At 56.7% G+C, this 19,252-nt stretch carries 10 protein-coding genes and 1 pseudogene; 9 read left to right on the top strand and 2 right to left on the bottom strand.

What is annotated here, in order from left to right:
• Positions 1 to 950: 950 nt before the first annotated feature.
• From ACP2YP_RS11380 to ACP2YP_RS11340, 9 genes and pseudogenes are all read left to right on the top strand, one after another.
• Positions 951 to 1,475: a BrxE family protein gene (locus ACP2YP_RS11380; protein ID WP_426424211.1), complete on the top strand. Its 525-nt coding sequence runs from the start codon at positions 951 to 953 to the stop codon at positions 1,473 to 1,475.
• Entirely contained in the window at positions 1,445 to 2,260 is an 816-nt protein-coding gene (locus ACP2YP_RS11375) for a BrxA family protein (RefSeq protein WP_426424210.1), read from the top strand. The genes ACP2YP_RS11380 and ACP2YP_RS11375 overlap by 31 nt, the downstream gene beginning before the upstream one ends.
• Positions 2,241 to 2,816: a BREX protein BrxB domain-containing protein gene (locus ACP2YP_RS11370; RefSeq protein ID WP_426424209.1), complete on the top strand. Its 576-nt coding sequence runs from the start codon at positions 2,241 to 2,243 to the stop codon at positions 2,814 to 2,816. The genes ACP2YP_RS11375 and ACP2YP_RS11370 overlap by 20 nt, the downstream gene beginning before the upstream one ends.
• 25 nt (positions 2,817 to 2,841) lie before the next feature.
• A complete protein-coding gene (gene brxC, locus ACP2YP_RS11365; RefSeq protein ID WP_426424208.1) occupies positions 2,842 to 6,465 on the top strand; it encodes a BREX system P-loop protein BrxC in 3,624 nt (1,207 codons plus the stop codon).
• A 3-nt stretch (positions 6,466 to 6,468) separates the two neighbouring features.
• Positions 6,469 to 8,370 (top strand): Eco57I restriction-modification methylase domain-containing protein, encoded by a 1,902-nt coding sequence (locus ACP2YP_RS11360; protein WP_426424207.1) that lies wholly within the window; start codon positions 6,469 to 6,471, stop codon positions 8,368 to 8,370.
• Positions 8,367 to 10,292 (top strand): hypothetical protein, encoded by a 1,926-nt coding sequence (locus ACP2YP_RS11355; RefSeq protein WP_426424206.1) that lies wholly within the window; start codon positions 8,367 to 8,369, stop codon positions 10,290 to 10,292. Before ACP2YP_RS11360 ends, ACP2YP_RS11355 begins: the two co-directional genes overlap by 4 nt.
• A complete protein-coding gene (locus ACP2YP_RS11350; protein ID WP_426424205.1) occupies positions 10,289 to 12,817 on the top strand; it encodes a PglZ domain-containing protein in 2,529 nt (842 codons plus the stop codon). The genes ACP2YP_RS11355 and ACP2YP_RS11350 overlap by 4 nt, the downstream gene beginning before the upstream one ends.
• The gene (gene brxL, locus ACP2YP_RS11345) at positions 12,807 to 14,915 is read left to right on the top strand and encodes a BREX system Lon protease-like protein BrxL (RefSeq protein WP_426424204.1); all 2,109 of its coding nucleotides are present in this window, start codon (positions 12,807 to 12,809) and stop codon (positions 14,913 to 14,915) included. Before ACP2YP_RS11350 ends, brxL begins: the two co-directional genes overlap by 11 nt.
• 109 nt (positions 14,916 to 15,024) lie before the next feature.
• Positions 15,025 to 15,150, top strand: a pseudogene (locus ACP2YP_RS11340) (IS3 family transposase); the annotation flags it as partial.
• On the opposite strand, the gene ACP2YP_RS11335 reads toward ACP2YP_RS11340, so the two are convergent.
• A complete protein-coding gene (locus ACP2YP_RS11335; RefSeq protein WP_426424203.1) occupies positions 15,140 to 18,343 on the bottom strand; it encodes a DEAD/DEAH box helicase in 3,204 nt (1,067 codons plus the stop codon). The pseudogene ACP2YP_RS11340 and the gene ACP2YP_RS11335 sit on opposite strands and share 11 nt — an antisense overlap.
• Positions 18,336 to 19,226 (bottom strand): hypothetical protein, encoded by an 891-nt coding sequence (locus tag ACP2YP_RS11330; RefSeq protein WP_426424202.1) that lies wholly within the window; start codon positions 19,224 to 19,226, stop codon positions 18,336 to 18,338. Before ACP2YP_RS11330 ends, ACP2YP_RS11335 begins: the two co-directional genes overlap by 8 nt.
• Between the last annotated feature and the right edge of the window lie 26 nt (positions 19,227 to 19,252).

Below are 19,252 nucleotides of genomic sequence, written 5' to 3'. Positions count from 1 at the left end.
CCTTCTTCACTTTTTTGGGGACAATTTACTGAGGCGCGAGAGCGCCAGCGCGATTTCGTCGTCAGAAACGTCTTCGTAAGCGATCGAAGGCGACTGAGGCTTCGGCAGAATTTTGACCACAGCTGTGGGGATTGCGGCGGGAGGCGGTGGCGACGTCGGAAGCTTGGCCACCGACGCGGGTCGCGGCTTTGCGCTGCCTCGTTGCCTGGTGATCTGAGAGGTGCCCGTGGGCGGCAAGTCGGCGGCGGCCTTTGCCGCATGGCTGACGAGCCGAGCATAGCCGACCCGCAACTGGTCCGCAGAGATCGGACTGCCATCTGCCCGACGAGCTCCGGCGCGAATGAGGAGAGATGCTAGGCTCCGCCACGTCAGACCTGACGTAGAACGTATTCTTGAGATTTCGTCGAGGTGACGAGCGAGAACCCGCTCGAACGGAACACGCTCTCCGTCAACTTTCAATTGGGCAGCGAATGTTTCAGCCCAGGATTTAGGATCGGTCGCCATATCCGTATTTTACGGACCGAGCTCCTCCTATCGTTTGAAGCAAAACCGAGCAAATTGAAGCAATTACAAGATGCTCTCTTATGCTACAGAAAAGTACAAATTTCTCTTCTCACACCGTTGCACCCGCGTGCTTTAGGTATCAAAATACCTTGTTGCTGACGCCTGCAATCTTTTGACGATTGGCAGAACGTCGGAAGCTCGGATGGTGAATTGCGTTGCTCCGAACGGAGGGTTGCAGAGGTACCAGGACCACGTGCTAAAGCCTGGCCTCAAAAGATGAGCTGTTGAAGCCAACGGCTCAATGTCCTCTCGTCTCTGCCGACGATCGCGGTGCAAAATTGAGCTTACTGTCGCTGTGTGATTCGTCGGCGCCATTGCTTGTCATTGCGCGAACGGCAGTTACTTGAGATTGTCCAGCTCGGTCGACACAGCTCAGAGGGGAAACGATGAACGGCAAAACTTCAGAGCAGGGCGAGCATGGGGTCAAGCGAATCGCCGCACTGAGGTTGGCAGTCGGAATGCTTGGCGAGCGGGACGCCGCTGGATGGTGGACCTCGGCATTCCTATCCCCAACGAGCACTTCATTTCTTGCTCCTGTATTCGGGGGCAATACTTTTCAGGCTCGTTACCACGGTGTCCTTGAGGCCGCCAGACGAGTCCATGATGAACGGATCGGCGTCGGCCTCGTCTTCCACCTCTTCCGCCTTCCCGAGAGCATGGAGCAGCGTCTATTCGAATCAGTCCAGTTGGGGAGCTCCGATCTGGCTAAGACGATATCATCACCAGAATCCGCCAAGGCGACGCTACAGAGCTTCGTTACCAAAACAGTTGCCGCGAAGTCCGGCCCGGCACTCATGGCTTTGCCTGAGGCAATCGAAACTGCCGGATGGGTCTCTGAGGCAGCGTCCTTGTATTTCGCCGGGTTCGGCGCTGGTGTCCAATGCTTTCCGTATTTTCCAAGCGACCGATGACGGACACGCTAAAGTTTACGACGCAGCTCCAGGCTGGCCTTGGGCTCGTGCCTGAGACCTTGAAACTGCTGGCTGCCTGGGAGCCTGGAATGGGTGGGCAGGACCTGTTCAAGGCAGCGCTCGCATCTGGTGATTTCCCAGGAGTCACTGCGAGGCGTTTGCAGAACATCGTGACGGAAGCGTTTCGCTCCCGATACCTCGTGGATGGCGGCGCGCCAGCCAAGCTTCTAAAGGCGGTCTCAACAGCCCTTTCCCGGGACGACTTCCGGTCGCTCTGTTTCTTGTTCACCTGCCGTGCGAACCCGATCCTCGCCGAATTTGTACGACAGGTTTACTGGCCGCGCTATGCAAGCGGCGGAATCTCGGTGTCGAAGAATGACTCCTTGCAGTTCGTCTCCTCGGCTGTTTCCGATGGGCGGACGACCAGCCCCTGGTCGGAGACGACTGTCACCCGAGTCGCAAGCTACCTGCTTGGGGCATGCGTGGATTTTGGTCTGCTTGGCGTCATGAAATCCGGCGCCAGGCCGATCTTGGCCTTCCGCATCACGCCAAACGTGGCGTCGATTCTCGCGCACGACCTGCATTTTCGTGGGCTGGGCGACAACGCGCTTTTGCACAGCCCTGACTGGGAGCTCTTTGGGCTTGAGGCAGACGACGTTCTTGGCGAGCTGAAGCGGCTTTCCCTGCGCGGGGAGCTGATCGTACAGTCGGCCGGAGGCCTCATACAGGTGTCCTGGAAGCTGAAGTCAATGGAGGAGCTTGCCGATGGCATCATTAAAGGCTGACTTCGACGAGCTGATCCGACGGATCGAAACCGGGCGCGAGTTCGCACACGCCAGTTTTGAGCCAATTTTCTATCTGGTCTTTCCGCCACGCGAATTGCTTGAGGCGAAACGTCTCATGCCCGCATGGAAGTCGAAATTGACCAACGCGGGCTGGCAGGTCGAGACTTTTTCCATTGCAGAGCAAATCGCAGACATTCTTCAGAATGCCCCCCTCCGCAAAGTTTGGATGGAGGCCGACCGAAAAGCTCCGCTCGCGTGGGAACGAACAAATGCCTCGCTGGCAAATGCGCTGACCGCTCAAGGACGGCTTCAATCCCGGCTAGAGGAGCGGCTTTCTGCTCTGGAAGGCAGATCCTCAACGATCATGCTGGTGACCGACCTTGAGGCGCTGCATCCGTACATGCGCATCGGCGCAATCGAAGCGCAGCTCCAAGGTAAATTCCATGTCCCCACTGTCTTCTTTTACCCAGGCACCCGAACAGGAAAAACGCGCCTGAGGTTCCTCGGCTTTTATCCTGAAGACGGCAATTATCGCTCTGTGCACGTCGGCGGCTGATCACTTTAGAAAATAAGAAGGCATCATGACCCAAATTCGTAACCTGTTCGACCCCGGCAAGAACATCCAGCGGACAATCGAGAAGGTCATCACCTATCAGGCTTCGCAAGAGCAGAGGCTGAAGGCCGAAATTTCTGAATATATCGCGACAGACAGCATCGAACAGCAATTGGAGCAGCTGCTGGAGAAGATGCAGGCTGCAATGGAGGCCGGCTCCAGCCACGAAGTCGGCGTTTGGGTTTCGGGCTTCTATGGCTCGGGCAAGAGCTCCTTCACCAAATACCTGGGTCTCGCCTTCGACCAACGAGTCACCATCGACGGCAAGCCATTCCTTCGTCATCTGCAGGACAGGCTCCATCGACCAACCACCAAGGCCTTGCTCTCGAAACTGGCGGCCAGCTTTCCGGCTGCCGTTGTCATGCTCGACTTGGCAAGCGAGCAGATCGCTGGTGCCTCGCTCGCTGAGGTTTCGACGGTTCTTTACCACAAGGTCCTGCAGTACGCCGGCTATTCCCGGAATATCAAAGTCGCGGCGCTCGAGCGGCGGCTTCGCAAGGAAGGCCGCTACACTGAGTTCGAGCAGGCGTTTCAGAACGAGACCGGCGAAAAATGGGCCGATTATCGGAATGACGATCTTGTTGTTGACAGCGTGGTTCCAAGGCTTGCCCACAAACTCTATCCGAACCTGTTCTTGACCGATCAGGCCTTTTCGACCGCCAGCACCGACATCGTTTACCTGATGAACAACCGTGTGCAGGAAATGATCGACGTGGTGCGCGAAGCCTCAGGCAAAGAGCACATCATCTTCATCATCGACGAAATCGGCCAATATGTCGGCAGCCAGCAGACCAAGATTCTTGATCTCCAGGGTTTAGCGCAGAACCTGAAAGATCTCGGGAATGGCAAGGTTTGGATTGTCGGCACCGCACAGCAGACATTGACTGAAGATGACCCAAGGGCAGCGATCAATTCTCCAGAACTCTACAAGCTGAAGGATCGCTTTCCGATCACGGTCGCGCTTGAATCCAGCGACATCAAAGAGATCTGCTTTCGTCGCCTGTTGGGTAAATCCGCTGTCGGAGCTACAGAGCTCGGCGCGCTGTTTGATCGCCACGGGCAAGCCTTGCGCCAGCACACCAAGCTGTCGGACGCTAAATTCTATGATGCCGGCTTCGACCGCGAGACGTTTACCAACCTCTACCCTTTTCTACCTGCCCATTTCGACATTCTGCTTCATTTGCTAGGCGCCCTTGCCAAATCGACCGGCGGTATCGGTCTACGTTCGGCGATCAAGGTGATTCAGGACATCCTCGTAGAAGGCGCGGGTTCTCTGAAGCCGGTCGCAGATCGCGAAGTCGGGTGGCTCGCGACTACTGTGACGCTCTACGACGCTCTAGACAAAGACATCCGCCGCGCCTTTCCATCGATCTTCCATGCCGTCGAGAAGGCGGTTCTCTACCGGTTCAACGACGATGAGCTGTGCCAAGGCGTCGCCAAAACTGTAGCAGTCCTTCAAATTCTAGGAAACTTGCCGGTCACCGTCGAGAATGTGGCGGCTCTCATGCAGCCAGGGATCGCATCGGCTTCCATTGCGGACAATGTCAAGGGAGCCATCGACCGGTTGCTCAAGGATCCAATCGTTCCTTTGGGCGAGAAAGACGGCTGGCTGCGCTTTTTCAGCGAAAAGCTCAATGATGTGGAGCAGGAGCGCTCCCAGCTCGCACCCCGCACGGCGGACATCCGGCGAGTTTTCAATGAAGCCTTGAAGGCTGTCTTCGATCCGCTGCCTAGCGTTCGGCTCCATGGTTCTTTGACTGTGACGACAGGGCTGAAGCACCTGAACGCAGGCCAACAGGTCTCGCTCGCGGGTGAGCGGGAAACCGTCCAATCTATTCTGACCTTCGCCGATCCGACGGATTACGAGACGGAAAAAACCCGGCTCAACAATGAATCCATCCATAGGTCGTCGGAAAACAGTATCTATGTGCTTGGCCGCCGCTCCGTCGAAGCCGATGATTTGGTCGCGGAAATCTGCCGCTGCGAGCGGATCGTCGAACTGCACAGGAATGACCCCGATCAGGAGGTAAAGGAATATTGTCAAAGCCAGATGGATCGCGCCTCGCGTCTTAATTCTGAGCTCATCAAGAAAATCGCGCGCAGCCTCACTCAGGGCTCCCTCGTGTTCCGAGGCAAAGTGACGGCGGTTGCCAGCCTCGATCAATCGCTCGCGACCGCTTGCAAAAAACACCTCGCAGAAGCTGCCGAGCGGGTGTTTGACCGCTACCCCGAGGCGGCCGAGCGCGCCGCGACTGATCTCGCTGAGAAATTCCTGCGGGCGCCGAACCTGCGCGCGATCTCCTCCGCCCTCGACCCGCTTGGGCTCGTACAAGTCAGTGGAGGCTCGCCCAGTATCAAGACCGACCATAAAGGTCTTGTCAGCATCAAGGATTTCATCGAGCTGAATGGCACCGTCGAGGGCAAGAAGCTGCTGGATGTGTTTTCCGGCGCGCCTTTCGGCTGGTCGCAAGACACAATCCGCTACATGGTTGCCGCCTTGCTCGTCGCTGGTGAAGTGAAGCTGAAAGTCTCCGGTCGCGAGGTCACCGTCACAGGCCAACAGGCCATCGACGCCCTGAAAAATAACAATAGCTTCAAATTGACTGGCGTCGCCATGCGCGATGATCGGCCTTCGATGGAAGTCTTGAGCCGCGCGGCAGAACGTTTGACCGATCTCTCTGGAGACCAGGTCGTGCCGCTAGAAGAGGATATCGGCAAAGCCGCTCAAAAGCTTTTACCCTCGTTGCAGCATCAACTGGCGCCTCTGGCGGAAAGGCTGCAGACCCTGGGATTGCCCGGCGTCGAGACCGTTCGCTCGGCCAACCAGCAAATGGCCGATATGCTGCTGTCCGACGCGTCTGACGCGCCGCAGCGTTTTGGCGCGGAGCAATCGCCGCTTTATGACGCACTGAAATGGGCAATTGCCGCCAAGCTGGCTTTCGACCATGGCATTGCCGGCACCGTCAAGACTTTGCGGAGTCTTCAGCGTGGCATCGATGAATTGCCCTATACAGGTGCTCCAAAGGAATTGCGCGACGCTGCGGGTGAAGATCTGGTCGCTGTGGCCGATATTTTGGCTCAAGACGACTTCTTCAAGCGCAAGGCGGACCTTAATACGCGAAAGACGACGATAGAAGCGCGGGTCGCCGAGGCCGTTACCGCAATGCACGCGGCACAAGCCGAACGTCTCTTGGCTGCCGAATCCGAGCTGGCATTGATTCCTGAGTGGTCTGAGTTCACTGTCGAAGAAAAGGCGGGCACTCTTGCCAAGATCCAGGCTTTGTCGGTCGAGGTCATGCCCGACATTGTCGGTGTCCAAAAATTGGTAGCGCGGCAATTCGACATCGAGGGCACCATCGCCGAAACCAAGGCTAAAGTTGTCCAAGAGGGTAAGGCGCGCCGTCAGCAAGTTCTCTTTCCCAACTCTTCGAACACGCCTGTACAAGGTGTGCAGGAAAAGCGAAAAAAAACGATCACGATTCCTGCGCGTATCGGCACCCCTGCCGAACTTGACGCGCTGATTCGCACCTTGTCGGATCTGCGGCGCGAATTGTTGGACATCGACCTTGATTTTGTCGTGCAGGAGAACTGAGCCGTGGCGTTCGACGACGCGACGCGGGGGCGGCTTCAAACCTTCGTGACGAAAGCCCGCTTAGTCCTAACCGACGAGTTCGCCACGCAGTTCCAGGAGGATTTTGGCCTCGATCCCGAGTCCGGGACTGTGTCGCCCTTGGAAAGCTTGTCCCATCTCGACGATCAGCGCATGGCAACGGCGCGCCTGCTGCGCGAGATATTTGATCACTACTTGCCCGCAGCCATGAGCGACGGGTCGCAGGCGCGCAAAGCGACGCTCGACCGCATGGTGCGCGAACAGGCGTTCACAACGCTGAACCGTCTGGCGGCCTTGCGCATGATGGAGGCGCGCGGTCTGGTCAGGGAATGCGTCGGCAGGGGCTATCAGTCGCAAGCCTTTCAGTTGTACCAGCGCGTCGCCGGGACGGCGTTGGGCGAAACCGGCGACGCCTATAGGGTGTTCCTGTTAAGTCTTTGCGATATCTACTGCACCGACTTACCGATTTTGTTCGATCGGCATTTCCCAAATGGGCGGCTGTTTCCGCGCGAGCCCGCGCTGTTGCCACTGCTCGACCTGATCAACGCCCAAGACATCGCGCCGCTTTGGGGCGAGGACGAAACCATCGGCTGGATCTATCAATATTTCAACAGCGGTGAAGAGCGCAAGGCAATGCGCGAGGCCTCGCAGGCACCGCGAAACAGCCGCGAACTGGCGGTGCGCAACCAATTTTTCACGCCGCGCTATGTGGTGGAGTTTCTAGTAGACAATACATTGGGCCGGCTGTGGTTCGATTGGACAGGCGGTCAGACGAGCCTGCGGGACACCTGCAAATATCTTCTGATCAAACCGGATGAGAGACCTGAACTCGCCCGGCGCTTACGCGATCCACGCACGATCAAGTTGCTCGATCCTGCCTGCGGCTCCATGCATTTCGGCCTTTACGCCTTCGATCTCTTCATGGACCTTTATCGCGAGGCCTGGGCCTGGGAACAGCTGCATGGTCCCGGCAGTTTGGATGTCGAGACGGACGGAATGTCCGATTGGAAACCGCTTGGCCAGACCTACGCGGATGAAGACGCCTTGTTACGCGACGCGCCCCGGCTGATCATCGAGCACAATATCTATGGCGTCGACATCGACCCGCGCGCAGCGCAGATTGCCTCGCTGGCGCTGTGGCTCCGGGCGCAGCGCGCGTGGCACGAGGCCGGCGTTAAAGCGCCGGACCGGCCCGCGATTGGGCGCGGCCATGTGGTGGCGGCGGTGGCGCCTCCGGCCGAATTCGAGCTGCGCCAAACTTTCATGGAGACACTCGATCCGCTGGATGCGGAATTGTTCGAAAAGGCGTTGTTCGTGCTCAAGGGATTGCCTGAGCTTGGCGTCCTGTTGCAGGTCGAGAACGAAATCCCTCGCCTCGTCAAGCAGGTTTTTGGTGACCACGGTGGGATGTTTCGGCAGCAAGATGAAGCGCAGTGGGAAAAGGCCGAGGCGCGACTGCAACAAGCTCTGGTCGATTTCGGCCACGCCGCCCGCGCCAGCTACCAGGGAGGGTTGTTCGTCGAGGATGCTCTGGGGGGCCTGCGAATGATCGACGTCTGCCGTGCGCGCTTCGATGTTATCGTAATGAATCCACCATTTGGAAAGCCAAGCAAGGGAACTGCAAAGTATCTTTCGACAACGTATCCACACTCGAAAGCTGACGTACTAACAGCCTTTGTAGAAAAAGGACTTAGATTCTTGACCATAGAGGGCAGAATTGGAGCGATTACGTCTCGTACTTGTCTTTTTGTTGGACGTTATCAGTCATGGCGCGAGAATATAATCAACGTCAATTCTGAATTAGAATGCATTGCTGATCTAGGTCATGGAGTAATGGATGAGGCAATGGTCGAGGCTGCGGCTTACGTTATTAGGAAGATCGCATGACGATTGCCATACGAGCACTGTCTGCAAGCGACAAGTCCACTATGCTGTTGGACTGCATTCGTCATTTCCGCGAAGGCTCCGATGCGAAGGATATTTTTAGATTTAGTGTTGATGATCTCAAGGCTATTCCCGGCACACCATTCGCTTATTGGTTACCTCCGGGCATTATCAAAGCCTTCAAGCAATTGCCCCCATTCGAAAGTGATGGACGCATAGCTCGGGCCGGCATGCAAACCTCGAATGACTTTCGGTTTGTCCGAGCATGGTGGGAGCCGGTTCGTAGCAACGATGGATGGCCGCCGTTTGCCAAGGGAGGGCGTTACTCCCCGTTCTTCACTGACCTTGGTCTGGTAGTGAATTGGAAGAAAGATGGCATTGAGCTGAAAGCATTCAATGGAGCGCTCTACGGCGGAGGTCATTGGTCTCGCAACCTTCGCAACGTTGAACTGTATGGCAGAGCTGGCTTCACTTATCCAAGACGCCTGAGCAAGCTTTCTGTTTCCCCACTGCCCAGAGGATCGGTGATAAGCATTCGCGGCAGTGGCATCTACGGCCCGGAAGGCGATCTGCTCGCAATGGGTGGCCTGCTTTCTTCATCACCTTTTGATTATCTGACCAAATCGATGCTGGGTAGATTTGCGCATCCGCAGTTTGATAACAGCGTTTTATCCAAGGTTCCGGTCCCAGTTGATTTTTTGGGGACGTCCCAGGAACTAGCGGAAGTAATGAAGGAATCGATCTTGCTCGGTCGAAGACGTTTTGAGGATAAGGAGACAAGCCATCAATTCTTGCTTCCTATCTCTCTCTTACCGCGGATACCGAGCCGGGGGTCATTTCCGCAAGACAGCGATTTTGAGCAGTTGCAAGCAAAGATCGACGAGATAGCATTTCGCCTGTATGGGCTCCAAAAAGATCGAGCACTTATTCTGAAGACAAAGGAGGAAGAAGCTTCCTTTGTGTCTGATGATGATGACGACCATGAGGAAATTGAAGAAAATGAAGGCGACGAAGATTCAGAGGAAACTGCGCAGGACCGCATTGCGTCGGTTCTGTCGTGGTGCGTGGGTGTAGCAGTCGGTCGTTTCGATTTGCGTCTCGCAACCGGAGAGCGCGATGCGCCGCCCGAACCTGACCCGTTCGACCCACTTCCGACCAAAAGCCCAGGCATGTTGCTCGATAACGCAGAGCGCTACCACGCTCATTCAGGCATTTTGGTGGATGACCAAGGTCACCCGCACGATCTCGTTCAGCTGATTGAGGATATTCTCAGAAGGGCTAAGCTTGAAATCACCACAGACGTTCGCCGGTGGCTAAAACGCGAATTTTTTCCTGCGCACCTTAAGCAATATAGCTTAAGCGGTCGCAAGGCGCCGATCTACTGGCCGCTTTCGACGGCATCGGGCGCCTATACGCTTTGGCTCTATTACCCCAGCCTAACCAGCCAAACGCTCTACAGCGCTGTCAACGATTTCCTCGAAGGGCCTAATGGCAAATTGAAGCAGGTGGAGCAAGAAGCCGTCGCCCTGCGCAACAAGGGTAACGCTCGCAGCCGAGACGAGGATAGGAAACTCGAAGCGCTTCAGCTCCTCCAATCGGAACTGATCGAATTGCGCGACACTTTATTGCAGATCGCGCCGAGCTATCGGCCCAGCCATGACGATGGCGTGCAGATCACCGCCGCGCCGCTGTGGCCGCTGTTTCGCCACAGGCCCTGGCAGAAGTTGCTGAAGGAAACTTGGACCAAATTGGAGAACGGCGACTACGATTGGGCCCACCTCGCTTTTGGCTATTGGCCCGAGCGCGTGCGCGAAAAATGCAAGACCGACAAATCGCTTGCTATCGCGCATGATCTCGAACTGTTTTATGTGGAACCCTCGCCGAAGCCCGCTAAGTCGCGCGGCAAAAAAGGAGCGGGCGCATGAGCGTCGCCGCCTTTATTGTCAACCAGATTTTCCTCCCACGGCTACAAAAGGCCTCGGTGCTGGCTGTTTATGATCCTGATCGCCGCTACCACGGCCTCTGCCAATCGCTGGCTGACGGCGACACGACATTGATCGACGCCAGCCTTAGTAGCATTTCGGCTCGTGAAGGCGCAATGTTGGCGCTTGCCCGTCTGGGAAACACCGGACAGCCAAAAAAGCTCCTAGTCTATATTCCCGCCAAACGCCCCGTGACAGATGAAGAGCGGCAAAAGGACCCCTACGCCGTCTATTCCGCCTGCGGCGCAGTTTTCCCCGACGGCGATGGCGATGAGTATGAGAGCCTTTGCCTGAAGGCTAAGCCCGACCACGCCACTGAAATCCGCCGGCTGTTCGGCGAAAACCCATCGCCGCCCTTCGCCTTGATCGACAACGTTGGCGGCGGTCTCTCCTGGCCAACCTTGCGTACTTGCCTCCAGGCGGAATCCGCCCGCGAAATCCTCCTCGCTTTGTTGGTGCCAACTGAAAAGCAGACCGACGTTTTGAAAGCCAGTGAAGGTTGGGTGCCCGAGGCCAAGGCGCTGCTGGCCAAGGCATTAGGCCTGAAGCTGATGACCAAGGGCAAAACCCTGTCGCCCATCGCCGACGAACTATGGCGCTACCTGCTGTTCAGCGAATTTGCCTTTGACCTGCCCTCCGGCCTGCCGCCCACCTTGTCCAACATTCCCAAGGCGCCGACTGAAGCCAAGATCTTGGTCGAAGATCTGTGCGACACGTTGCGCGGCAATATCATGAGCCGAAGCGAATATATCGCCCGGGCCGAAGGCGTCGAAAGCGAACTCGACCTGCCCAATGTCTGTTCTGGCCTCAATGACCTCGGCAAGCGTGACACGTTCCCGTTTGAGGGGCGGACTTTTCTCGCCGAAGCGGCAAAGGCTCTTTGCGCCGGGGAGATGGACCGCGCCAAGCAGATCGTAAGCCGACACGGCGCTTCAGTCTGGATTGGCAAGGGCGAAAACCAGGCGCAATGGGGGCTGGTCGATGCTGGCCTCCGGCTTGCCGAGGCTTGCGACGACGCCGAGCGCCAACTTGCCGAAAACGCCCGCAGCCTTGAGACTCTGGTCGGTTACTATACGACCGCGCTTCAAGACGTCGATCGGTTGCAACGCGAGTTCGAGCAGGCAGTGGGTGATTACATCCCAGATGACAACGCGCTGGCGGACGCCGTCGGACACGCCCGCAAGCGCTATGCGAAGCTGGCCGAAAGAGTTCAGACGCTTTTCGCCAAGCAATTGGAGGCGACCGGCTGGCCTATTCAGGGCCAATTGTCCAATGGCGATCTGTTCGACAAGATGGTCGAGCCTGCGCTGAAGGAAAGCGGTCGCAAGGTCGCCTATATCATGGTGGACGCACTTCGCTATGAGCTCGGCGTGACCCTGCACCGGCAGCTTGCTGACATCGAACAGGCTGAAATCCGCGCCGCCTGTGCGCTCCTGCCGACAGTGACGCCGGTCGGCATGACCTCGCTGCTGCCAGGTGCCGCGGCCGGCCTAAGGCTAATGAAGGAAGGAGCCGGCTTCGCTGTGGCTCTGGACGGGGCCAAGCTGGCTTCTGTAACCAATCGGATGGACGTGCTGCGCGCCCGCTACGGCGACAGGTTCGCGGAAGCCCAACTCGACACCTTCGTCCGGTCGAAAAACAAGCCGGCATCGACGGTCGAACTGCTAGTGCTGCGCAGCGTCGATATTGACGCGCATTTGGAAAACACGCCGTCAGGGACGCTGACTACGCTCAATCTCATCCATCAATCCTTGAGATCGATACGCATTGCGGTCAATAAGTTGAAGAGCGAAGGCTTTTCCGACGTGGTCATCGCCACCGACCATGGCTTCGTTTTGAATGCCCATGCCGAAGCGGGGGACGTTTGCGCCAAGCCCGCGGGCACCTGGCTAGTCGTGCACGACCGCGCCTTGCTTGGCGAGGGCGAAGGCGACAATGGCAATTTCGTGCTACCCGCCGAAAAGGTTGGCCTGCGCGGCGATTTCGGAAAACTCGGGGGCCCGCGCAGCCTGGCACCCTATCGCCGCGGACTGCTGTATTTCCATGGCGGCGCATCACTGCAAGAGGCTGTTGTGCCCGTCATTACGATCAAGCTCAGGCAAGCGAAGCAGCCGCAAATGGCGGCGGCGAAAGTTACCCTCGCCTATAAGAACGGCGCGAAGCGGGTCACCACGCGCCTGCCTGTCGTCGATCTTTCCGTCGAGGGTGAAAACATGTTTTCGCTAGGCGAAACCTTCGAAATTTTGCTCGAAGCCTGTGGCAAGAAGGGCGAGATCATTGGGGAGGCGAAGCGCGGCGGTTACGTGGACGGCGCGACGGGAACCGTGACCCTCAAACCCGGTGAGAGAGTGCAGGTGACCATCAAGATGGCGATGGAATTCGAAGGAAAGTTCACGCTGAAGGCGCTAAATCCCGTGACGCTTTCGCAATATGCCGCGATCGAGTTGGAGACCGATTATGCCGTCTGAATATGTCGAGGACGTTCTCGATGCGAAGCTGAACCAGGCATTTGACGGCAAGGTCGTCCGCAAGGACCTGCTGCACCGGATCAAGAAGGGCACAAATGTGCCAACCTTCGTGTTGGAATTTCTGCTCGCGCGTTATTGCGCGAGCAATAATCCGGCAGAAATCCAGGCCGGCCTGGAGGCGGTGCTTGCAACCTTACATGAAAATTACGTCCGCCCTGACGAGGCCAACGCCGCGCAATCCCGCGTCGCGATGAAAGGCAAGCACAAATTCATCGACAAGGTCCATGTGCGCTATGTAGAGAAGGAGAAGCGGCATTGGGCGTCGCTCGAAAACTTCGCATCGCAGCGCATCGCCATTGGTGAGAAATTCTATCGCGACAATGACCGTCTGCTTGAAGGCGGCATCTGGGCCGAAGTCGTCATCGCTCACAACGATGTCGACGCCGACGCCTACGCCTTTTATGTCGAGGACTTGCGCCCGATCCAGCTCAGCCGTTTCGACTTCGCCTCCTATGGCGAGGCCAAAAAGGCGTTTAGCCGCGACGAGTGGGTCGACGTGGTACTGCGTTCCGTCGGCTTGGAGCCGAGTAAGCTGACCAAGCGGGTCAAATTGCATTTCATCGCCAGATTGGCCCCACTGGTCGAACCCAATTTCAACTTCATTGAGCTTGGCCCCCGTGGCACCGGCAAATCCTATTTCTTCAGCGAGTTTTCACCCTATTCGACGCTGATCAGCGGCGGCCAGGCGACCAAGTCGGTGCTGTTTTACAACAACGCTCGGCGCAAGGTCGGCCTGGTTGGGTTCTGGGACACGGTCGCGTTCGACGAGGTCGGCGGCATCAAGGTCAAGGATCCCGACACGATCCAGATCATGAAGGATTTTATGGCCAACGGCCGCTTTTCGCGCGGTGTCGAGGTCATTGCCGATGCCAGCATGGCCTTTGTCGGCAATATTGACATGTCGGTCGAGCAGATCGTCAACTCGACCGAATACGACCTATTCCAGCCGCTCCCCGACCAGTTCGACCTCGCGGTTATGGACCGTTTCGCCTGTTACCTTCCCGGCTGGGAAATGCCAAAGAACAGCAGCGCCTTTCTCACAGAACGGTTTGGCCTAATCACTGATTTCCTTGCGGAGGCGTTTCATTATCAACTCAAGCACAGCAATCGCTACGAAGAGGTCGGCAAGCGGCTGAAACTCGGCCCAGCCGTGGAAGGGCGCGACGAGAAGGGCATCAAGAAGACCCTCTGCGCGCTGCTGAAAATCTTGCATCCGGCGGATTCGCCCGATGATGCTGAATTCGACGAGTACGTGGCCTATGCCATCGAATGCCGGCGCCGCGTCAAAGAGCAAATGAACAAAAGAAAGCCTGACGACGAGTTCGCGAAGATCGGCCTGTCATACATCGACAAGGGCGGCCGGGAGATCGTCGTCCATTGTCCTGAAAGCGCGAACGCTTCGGCGACGTTAGAACCCGCGCGTCGTCTCCTCAGGACAAGTGTGCAGCCAGGTGAACTCCCAGCGGCGCCAGGCCAACCATCGACCGTGGAAAAGACTATTGAGGCGCCCTCGTCAGCCGAAACCTTAACCGTCAATTCGTCGCTGCAGCCCAGCGACCTAGCCGAGCTGCACTATACCATAAACTATGGCGACACGGGTCATTCTTACGATACGATTTTTGGCCCCTATTTGGCAGGCGCTAAGTCGATCATCGTGGAGGATCCATACATTCGCGCGCCGCACCAGATCGCAAATTTTGTTCGTCTCTGCGAGACGATGCTCAACGCGTCGTCTGTTCAAACCATCACCTTGATTACGTCCTACGACCAGCAAACCGACATGGCCGACGTCCGGGATAAGCTCGATGAATTGAAGCAGAGCTTGCTGGAGCATGACGTTGCTTTAGACGTAAAGCTGAACGCCAATCTGCATGACCGTGAAGTGCGCCTCGACAATGGCTGGGTCATCAAGATCGGGCGCGGCCTGGATTTTTATCAAAAGCCTGATGGCTGGTTCACAGTCGGTGCGACGGACCTTAACCTACGCCGCTGTCTCGAAACGAAAGTGGACATTTTTAGGGCCCCTGGGAACACGTGAAATCAGCTCCGATCGCCCCTCGTGTTGTTAGCGCCGAGGAGAGACCGGGTAGGTCTACAGCATGACCATTCCGGTATCGTCTGGTAAAATGCTGCGGCGAATAGAGACCTTCTTGCCGCTCAAGACCGAAAGGACGGAACGCAAAACCTACAGGAGTAGAGACGAGGCGCTCCGGATGTGGCGGTCACATAAAGAGGTTTTACAACACGACCGCAGGCACTCCACTATCGGCTAAACCAAGCTAGATGAGCTTGGACGCGCCCCAAAATTTCAGGGTGTTCGGCGGCAAACTTTAGCTTTTCGACATCATCGAAGCCTAGCCGAACTGCTGTAGAAAGACTTTCAACGACCTCACGCTCCAAGTCGTCCTGGTCGCCAAATGGATCAAGATCCAGCACCGTGTACGAAACGATACTAAGAACAAACGATATTGCCCGCGGAATAACGGATCCAATCAACTCGCGAGAGCGAGGGCATGTCCGGGCCGTCGCGGAAGAACTGTCCGGATCGCCTCCCAATATGACTTCAATTTCAGCAACGGTCTTACCTCTCACCCAGCCGGTGATTGCTTGCCGGACCTCCGCGAGCACGTCCTCGTCAACAGGGCCTGCCTTCTTACGTCCCGTAGCGGCTCTCGCAGCTCCAGCTACGTCAGTAAGCAGCAATGCGCGAGCCTCTTCGTCTTCCTTCAGCCAAGTGAAAACCCAAACGATCCATTTACGAATGGACGTTGGCAAGCCACCTATCTGATCGGTGATACGTTTTCTCAGCCGCACCAGGACGTCTATGGGGAGGCCGCTCTTTGACGCGAGGGCGAATACCGCCGCATCAGTGCCGTCCTCCACATCCTCTTCGATAGCCTTCTTCATCAACGCCACCTTATCATCGAACTCCTGTTCTTCGGTGGCTTTGCGGGCAGCATAGGCTGCGAGCGATCGATTGAAATCAAACATCGACGGCTCGTGATCCTCGCCGTCCGCTTCCCGTAATAGAGCCATACGGTTAATCGTATAGCGAACATCAAGGTCCAATATTTCTCCATTCGCGAGACGATCTAGCACCACTTCCAGTGGGTCTGAGATGGTCACGCAGCGATCGTTCTCCGGCAGTACCGCCCGCAGTTTGTTGATTACGTCCTTCTTCAGGTTCTTCCCCTTAGTGAAGGCGATTATCGGCTCCGGTATCAGCAAGACGACACCGTTTGCTAAGTGACCGGCACGGCCCGCTCTTGCCGCGGCATTGAGAATCTCGTGCGCTTCCAAATTTTCCCGACCCTTCTCTTCCGATGCCCGCTTGTCACCAGCCAGAATGGCCAGCTGAGCCGGAAGGTTCAGTCCTTGAGCAAGCGTTGGCGTGGCAACTATGACGGTCGCGCCGTCGGCTCGGCGAAACATCCCTTCAGCTAGTTCTCGCTCGAGACGAAGCATCGATGCATTATGCGGAACGGCGGCCGCTGCACCATTGAGAAGTGAATGCTTTACGTCGCCGAGCTCCAACGTAATAGCATCCCACAGTGCCTGCTCCTCCACAGTCGGCGAGATGGTGATTCCCAATGTAGTCGCGATGTCTGAAGCAGTAGAAACCGCATCGTGCTTGGTGTTTACGAATACGATTGTCTTCAGACCATTGCGGGCGGCGCCCGCCGCGATTGCCGCAGCAACGCTGTTTGAGTTTGGCTTTAGGCGGATACGGCCATAGGAGAGCTCTCCGCTCAATCGCACGGGCGAGTTCAGCAGCGGCGTGAACGAGCAATATACCTTTTTTTCAACGAGCCAGTTGTGCTGTAAACCCCAGATGGCCATGGGCTGTACCGTCAGCTTGCTGGTGGCCGCGGTGCGCAGGCCCTTGGCGCGCTTGCCAGCATGCTGGTCGCCAGCCGCCTGCGCTTTCAGGGCTTCCTTCTCAATGCTAACAAGCTCCTCGTCTTGATAGATCACGACGCCGCGCGCTTGTCGGCTTGGCTTCCAAAGCAGGTCGACATGCACGCAGCTTCTTGTGGTCAGTTCAGCTATCCAATCCGCAAATTCTGCGGCGTTCTTCAGCATCGCCGATAGAAATAAAAAGTCAGCTTGGGGCACGACATGATTGAAGGCCAGGACGCATAGCATGCTGTCCAGCGCCCTTCGGATTTTTCCCGATTGCGGGCTTAGAAGATGGCACTCGTCGAAGACGAGAAGACCGACTTCGTCGAACGCACTGGAAGCGAAGGATAACATCGCGAGACAGCGCTCGGGGGTCATGACTTCGATTTCCTTGAGCTGCGTATCCGACAGCATCAGCAAATCGAAATCGCTCGAAACGACCGAACCAAGTAAATCCTTCGGAAACATTGATTGCAAATCACGCGTCAATTGCTCGACCAACGCATGTGTGGGCGCAAGGAACACTACCTTCTTCTTCTTAGCGAGAGTTCCGGCGATCTTCAAAGAGGACACCGTGGTTTTGCCTGCACCGGTCGGTAGCACGACAACCGCTGACCTGCCACTCTCGTAGAAGTTCTTGTTGATCGCCTCGCGGTGATTGGGCCAGACATACGGAGCGTTGTCGGCCCGGTGCCGGAGCCACTTCTTCCAAAATTTGGTGTCGGCGCCTCCCGGCGGCTTGAGCTTGGTCAGCGCCGCTTCGCTCACTCCGTCGGATGCGGACAAGAGCAAAGAAGCAAGATGACGTGGACCGGCATAAGTCGTGAACAGCTCACCTGCCATCATCTCATCGCCTTCGGCCGAGTGTGACGATAGCTTAAGGACCCGGCGGAACGCCTCCTCCGCGCTGTCAAAACGGCCGCCGGTGGCATCGGGCACCGGCACCGAAAGTAGCTGTGACGCAAGCAGCTCGATTCCAGCAATGAGAGCTTCCAGCAAGACTCTCAAGGCTCTCCGCTGAAGCTCTATCGTGATACTATCCGGCCGACGCCAGCGCGAGGCGCGAGCGATGATGGCGTTCAAATCGCCGCGAGCCAAATCCCGGACGTTGTCGGCAAGAATTCTTGCTTCGTAGAGCTGATCTCGCGGCTCATTTCCGATCAGTGTCGCTGCTTCGTAAGCGTCTGCGTATTGTTCGGCCGCAAGAAACAGCAATGCCGCTGCTATAGTCGGGTCCACTTGATCGCGATCGACAAACGGTCTCAGTGTTGCCTCTTCCGGAGGCGGTTTCCGAGCAAGTATCTGCTGCGCCGTTCCGGCAACGAATGCGGATGCACGGCGAATGCTCGCATCGTCGTGTACAGATGTGATTAGCTCATATGTGTCCGCTATCCTTTCAAGGGGCCATTCGTCCGTGCCGCTTGGCTCGCTCCCACCTCCGCCCCGTAAGCGCTGAGACATCAATTGGGCGTAGTGGCGAGTGAGCCTGCGGGGTAGGTCCTGCGAGTCGAGATCAGGCAGGCTCGGTGCCGAGCGCAGCATCGCGGAGGTTACGGGATCAAACACCGCCGCTCTCCTTTGCCATCTCATCCAAAGCTGTCATGGCTCGCTTGGCAAGACTATCAAACCAATCTCGCAAGTCTCCGTCTATGACGAAGGTCGCACCAATCCGCTGCTGCGCGGTAATACCATTGAGCTTATCGTAGCCCTTAAATAGTGCGACCCGCCCCTTTTCAGAATCATACTCGGTATTTACTGCAAGCGATGCTCGGTAACGGCGATACGCAAGGTCGAGCACGCGCGAAGCGGCCTGAACAGCCGCTGTCCCGTCAATACCGCTTTTCTCGATCAATGCGGACGCGCCGGACACAAGTTCCGGGCCGCGAAGATTCTTGTGATGATCACCGAATGCTTTCATCACGTCTTGACGAAAGATGGCTCTCGGATTTTCAGAGCATTTGTCTTCGAAAATCGTTGCAGAAGTAATTTCAGGCGCGGAAGCCGCCAATTCAATCATCAAACCGTCGATGCCCTGGGTCGTCGATTTGATGTGTGGATCTTTCATGTAAACCCGCGACTTTCCGCCTTGACGAGCCGCAATCCAGGAGATCGCTTCAAAAAGAAACCCATCCCGACGCCACCGTGACGCATCTCTTTGATCGTCGGTCTTGCCGGTAATTCGAAGCTGCCTTCTAGCCGCTTCGGTCAAACTGGCGGCAGTGATGGCAGACGAGGTCGGCGAGAGGTCTTCGATGATCTTTGCCGCATGCAATGCTTGACCCATGGCGATAAGCGCGATCAAACGTGCAAGACGATTAAGGTCCTGCACAGTCCACCGGCTACCGATCGAATTGCTGTCAACGACAACGGTTTTTGTAAGCAGGGCATTCTTCTCCGCCTTGCTTACATTTTTCGGTTTCGCGGTCTTCGCCCCCGTAGCACTTGTCATTCTTGCAGGATGTTTCCCAAGTGGCG

The sequence above is a fragment of the Bradyrhizobium genosp. A genome (genome assembly GCF_049949275.1).
Lineage (GTDB): Bacteria > Pseudomonadota > Alphaproteobacteria > Rhizobiales > Xanthobacteraceae > Bradyrhizobium.
The sequence above is the reverse complement of the archived record's forward strand: the minus strand, read 5'-3'. Positions and strand labels throughout refer to the sequence as shown.

Excerpts from the sequence above, each read along its gene's own strand:
- brxC (WP_426424208.1), top strand. The coding sequence starts at position 2,842 with ATGACCCAAATTCGTAACCTGTTCGACCCCGGCAAGAACATCCAGCGG.
- ACP2YP_RS11350 (WP_426424205.1), top strand. The coding sequence starts at position 10,289 with ATGAGCGTCGCCGCCTTTATTGTCAACCAGATTTTCCTCCCACGGCTA.
- ACP2YP_RS11375 (WP_426424210.1), top strand. The coding sequence starts at position 1,445 with ATGCTTTCCGTATTTTCCAAGCGACCGATGACGGACACGCTAAAGTTT.
- ACP2YP_RS11330 (WP_426424202.1), bottom strand. The coding sequence starts at position 19,226 with ATGACAAGTGCTACGGGGGCGAAGACCGCGAAACCGAAAAATGTAAGC.
- ACP2YP_RS11370 (WP_426424209.1), top strand. The coding sequence starts at position 2,241 with ATGGCATCATTAAAGGCTGACTTCGACGAGCTGATCCGACGGATCGAA.
- ACP2YP_RS11355 (WP_426424206.1), top strand. The coding sequence starts at position 8,367 with ATGACGATTGCCATACGAGCACTGTCTGCAAGCGACAAGTCCACTATG.
- brxL (WP_426424204.1), top strand. The coding sequence starts at position 12,807 with ATGCCGTCTGAATATGTCGAGGACGTTCTCGATGCGAAGCTGAACCAG.
- ACP2YP_RS11380 (WP_426424211.1), top strand. The coding sequence starts at position 951 with ATGAACGGCAAAACTTCAGAGCAGGGCGAGCATGGGGTCAAGCGAATC.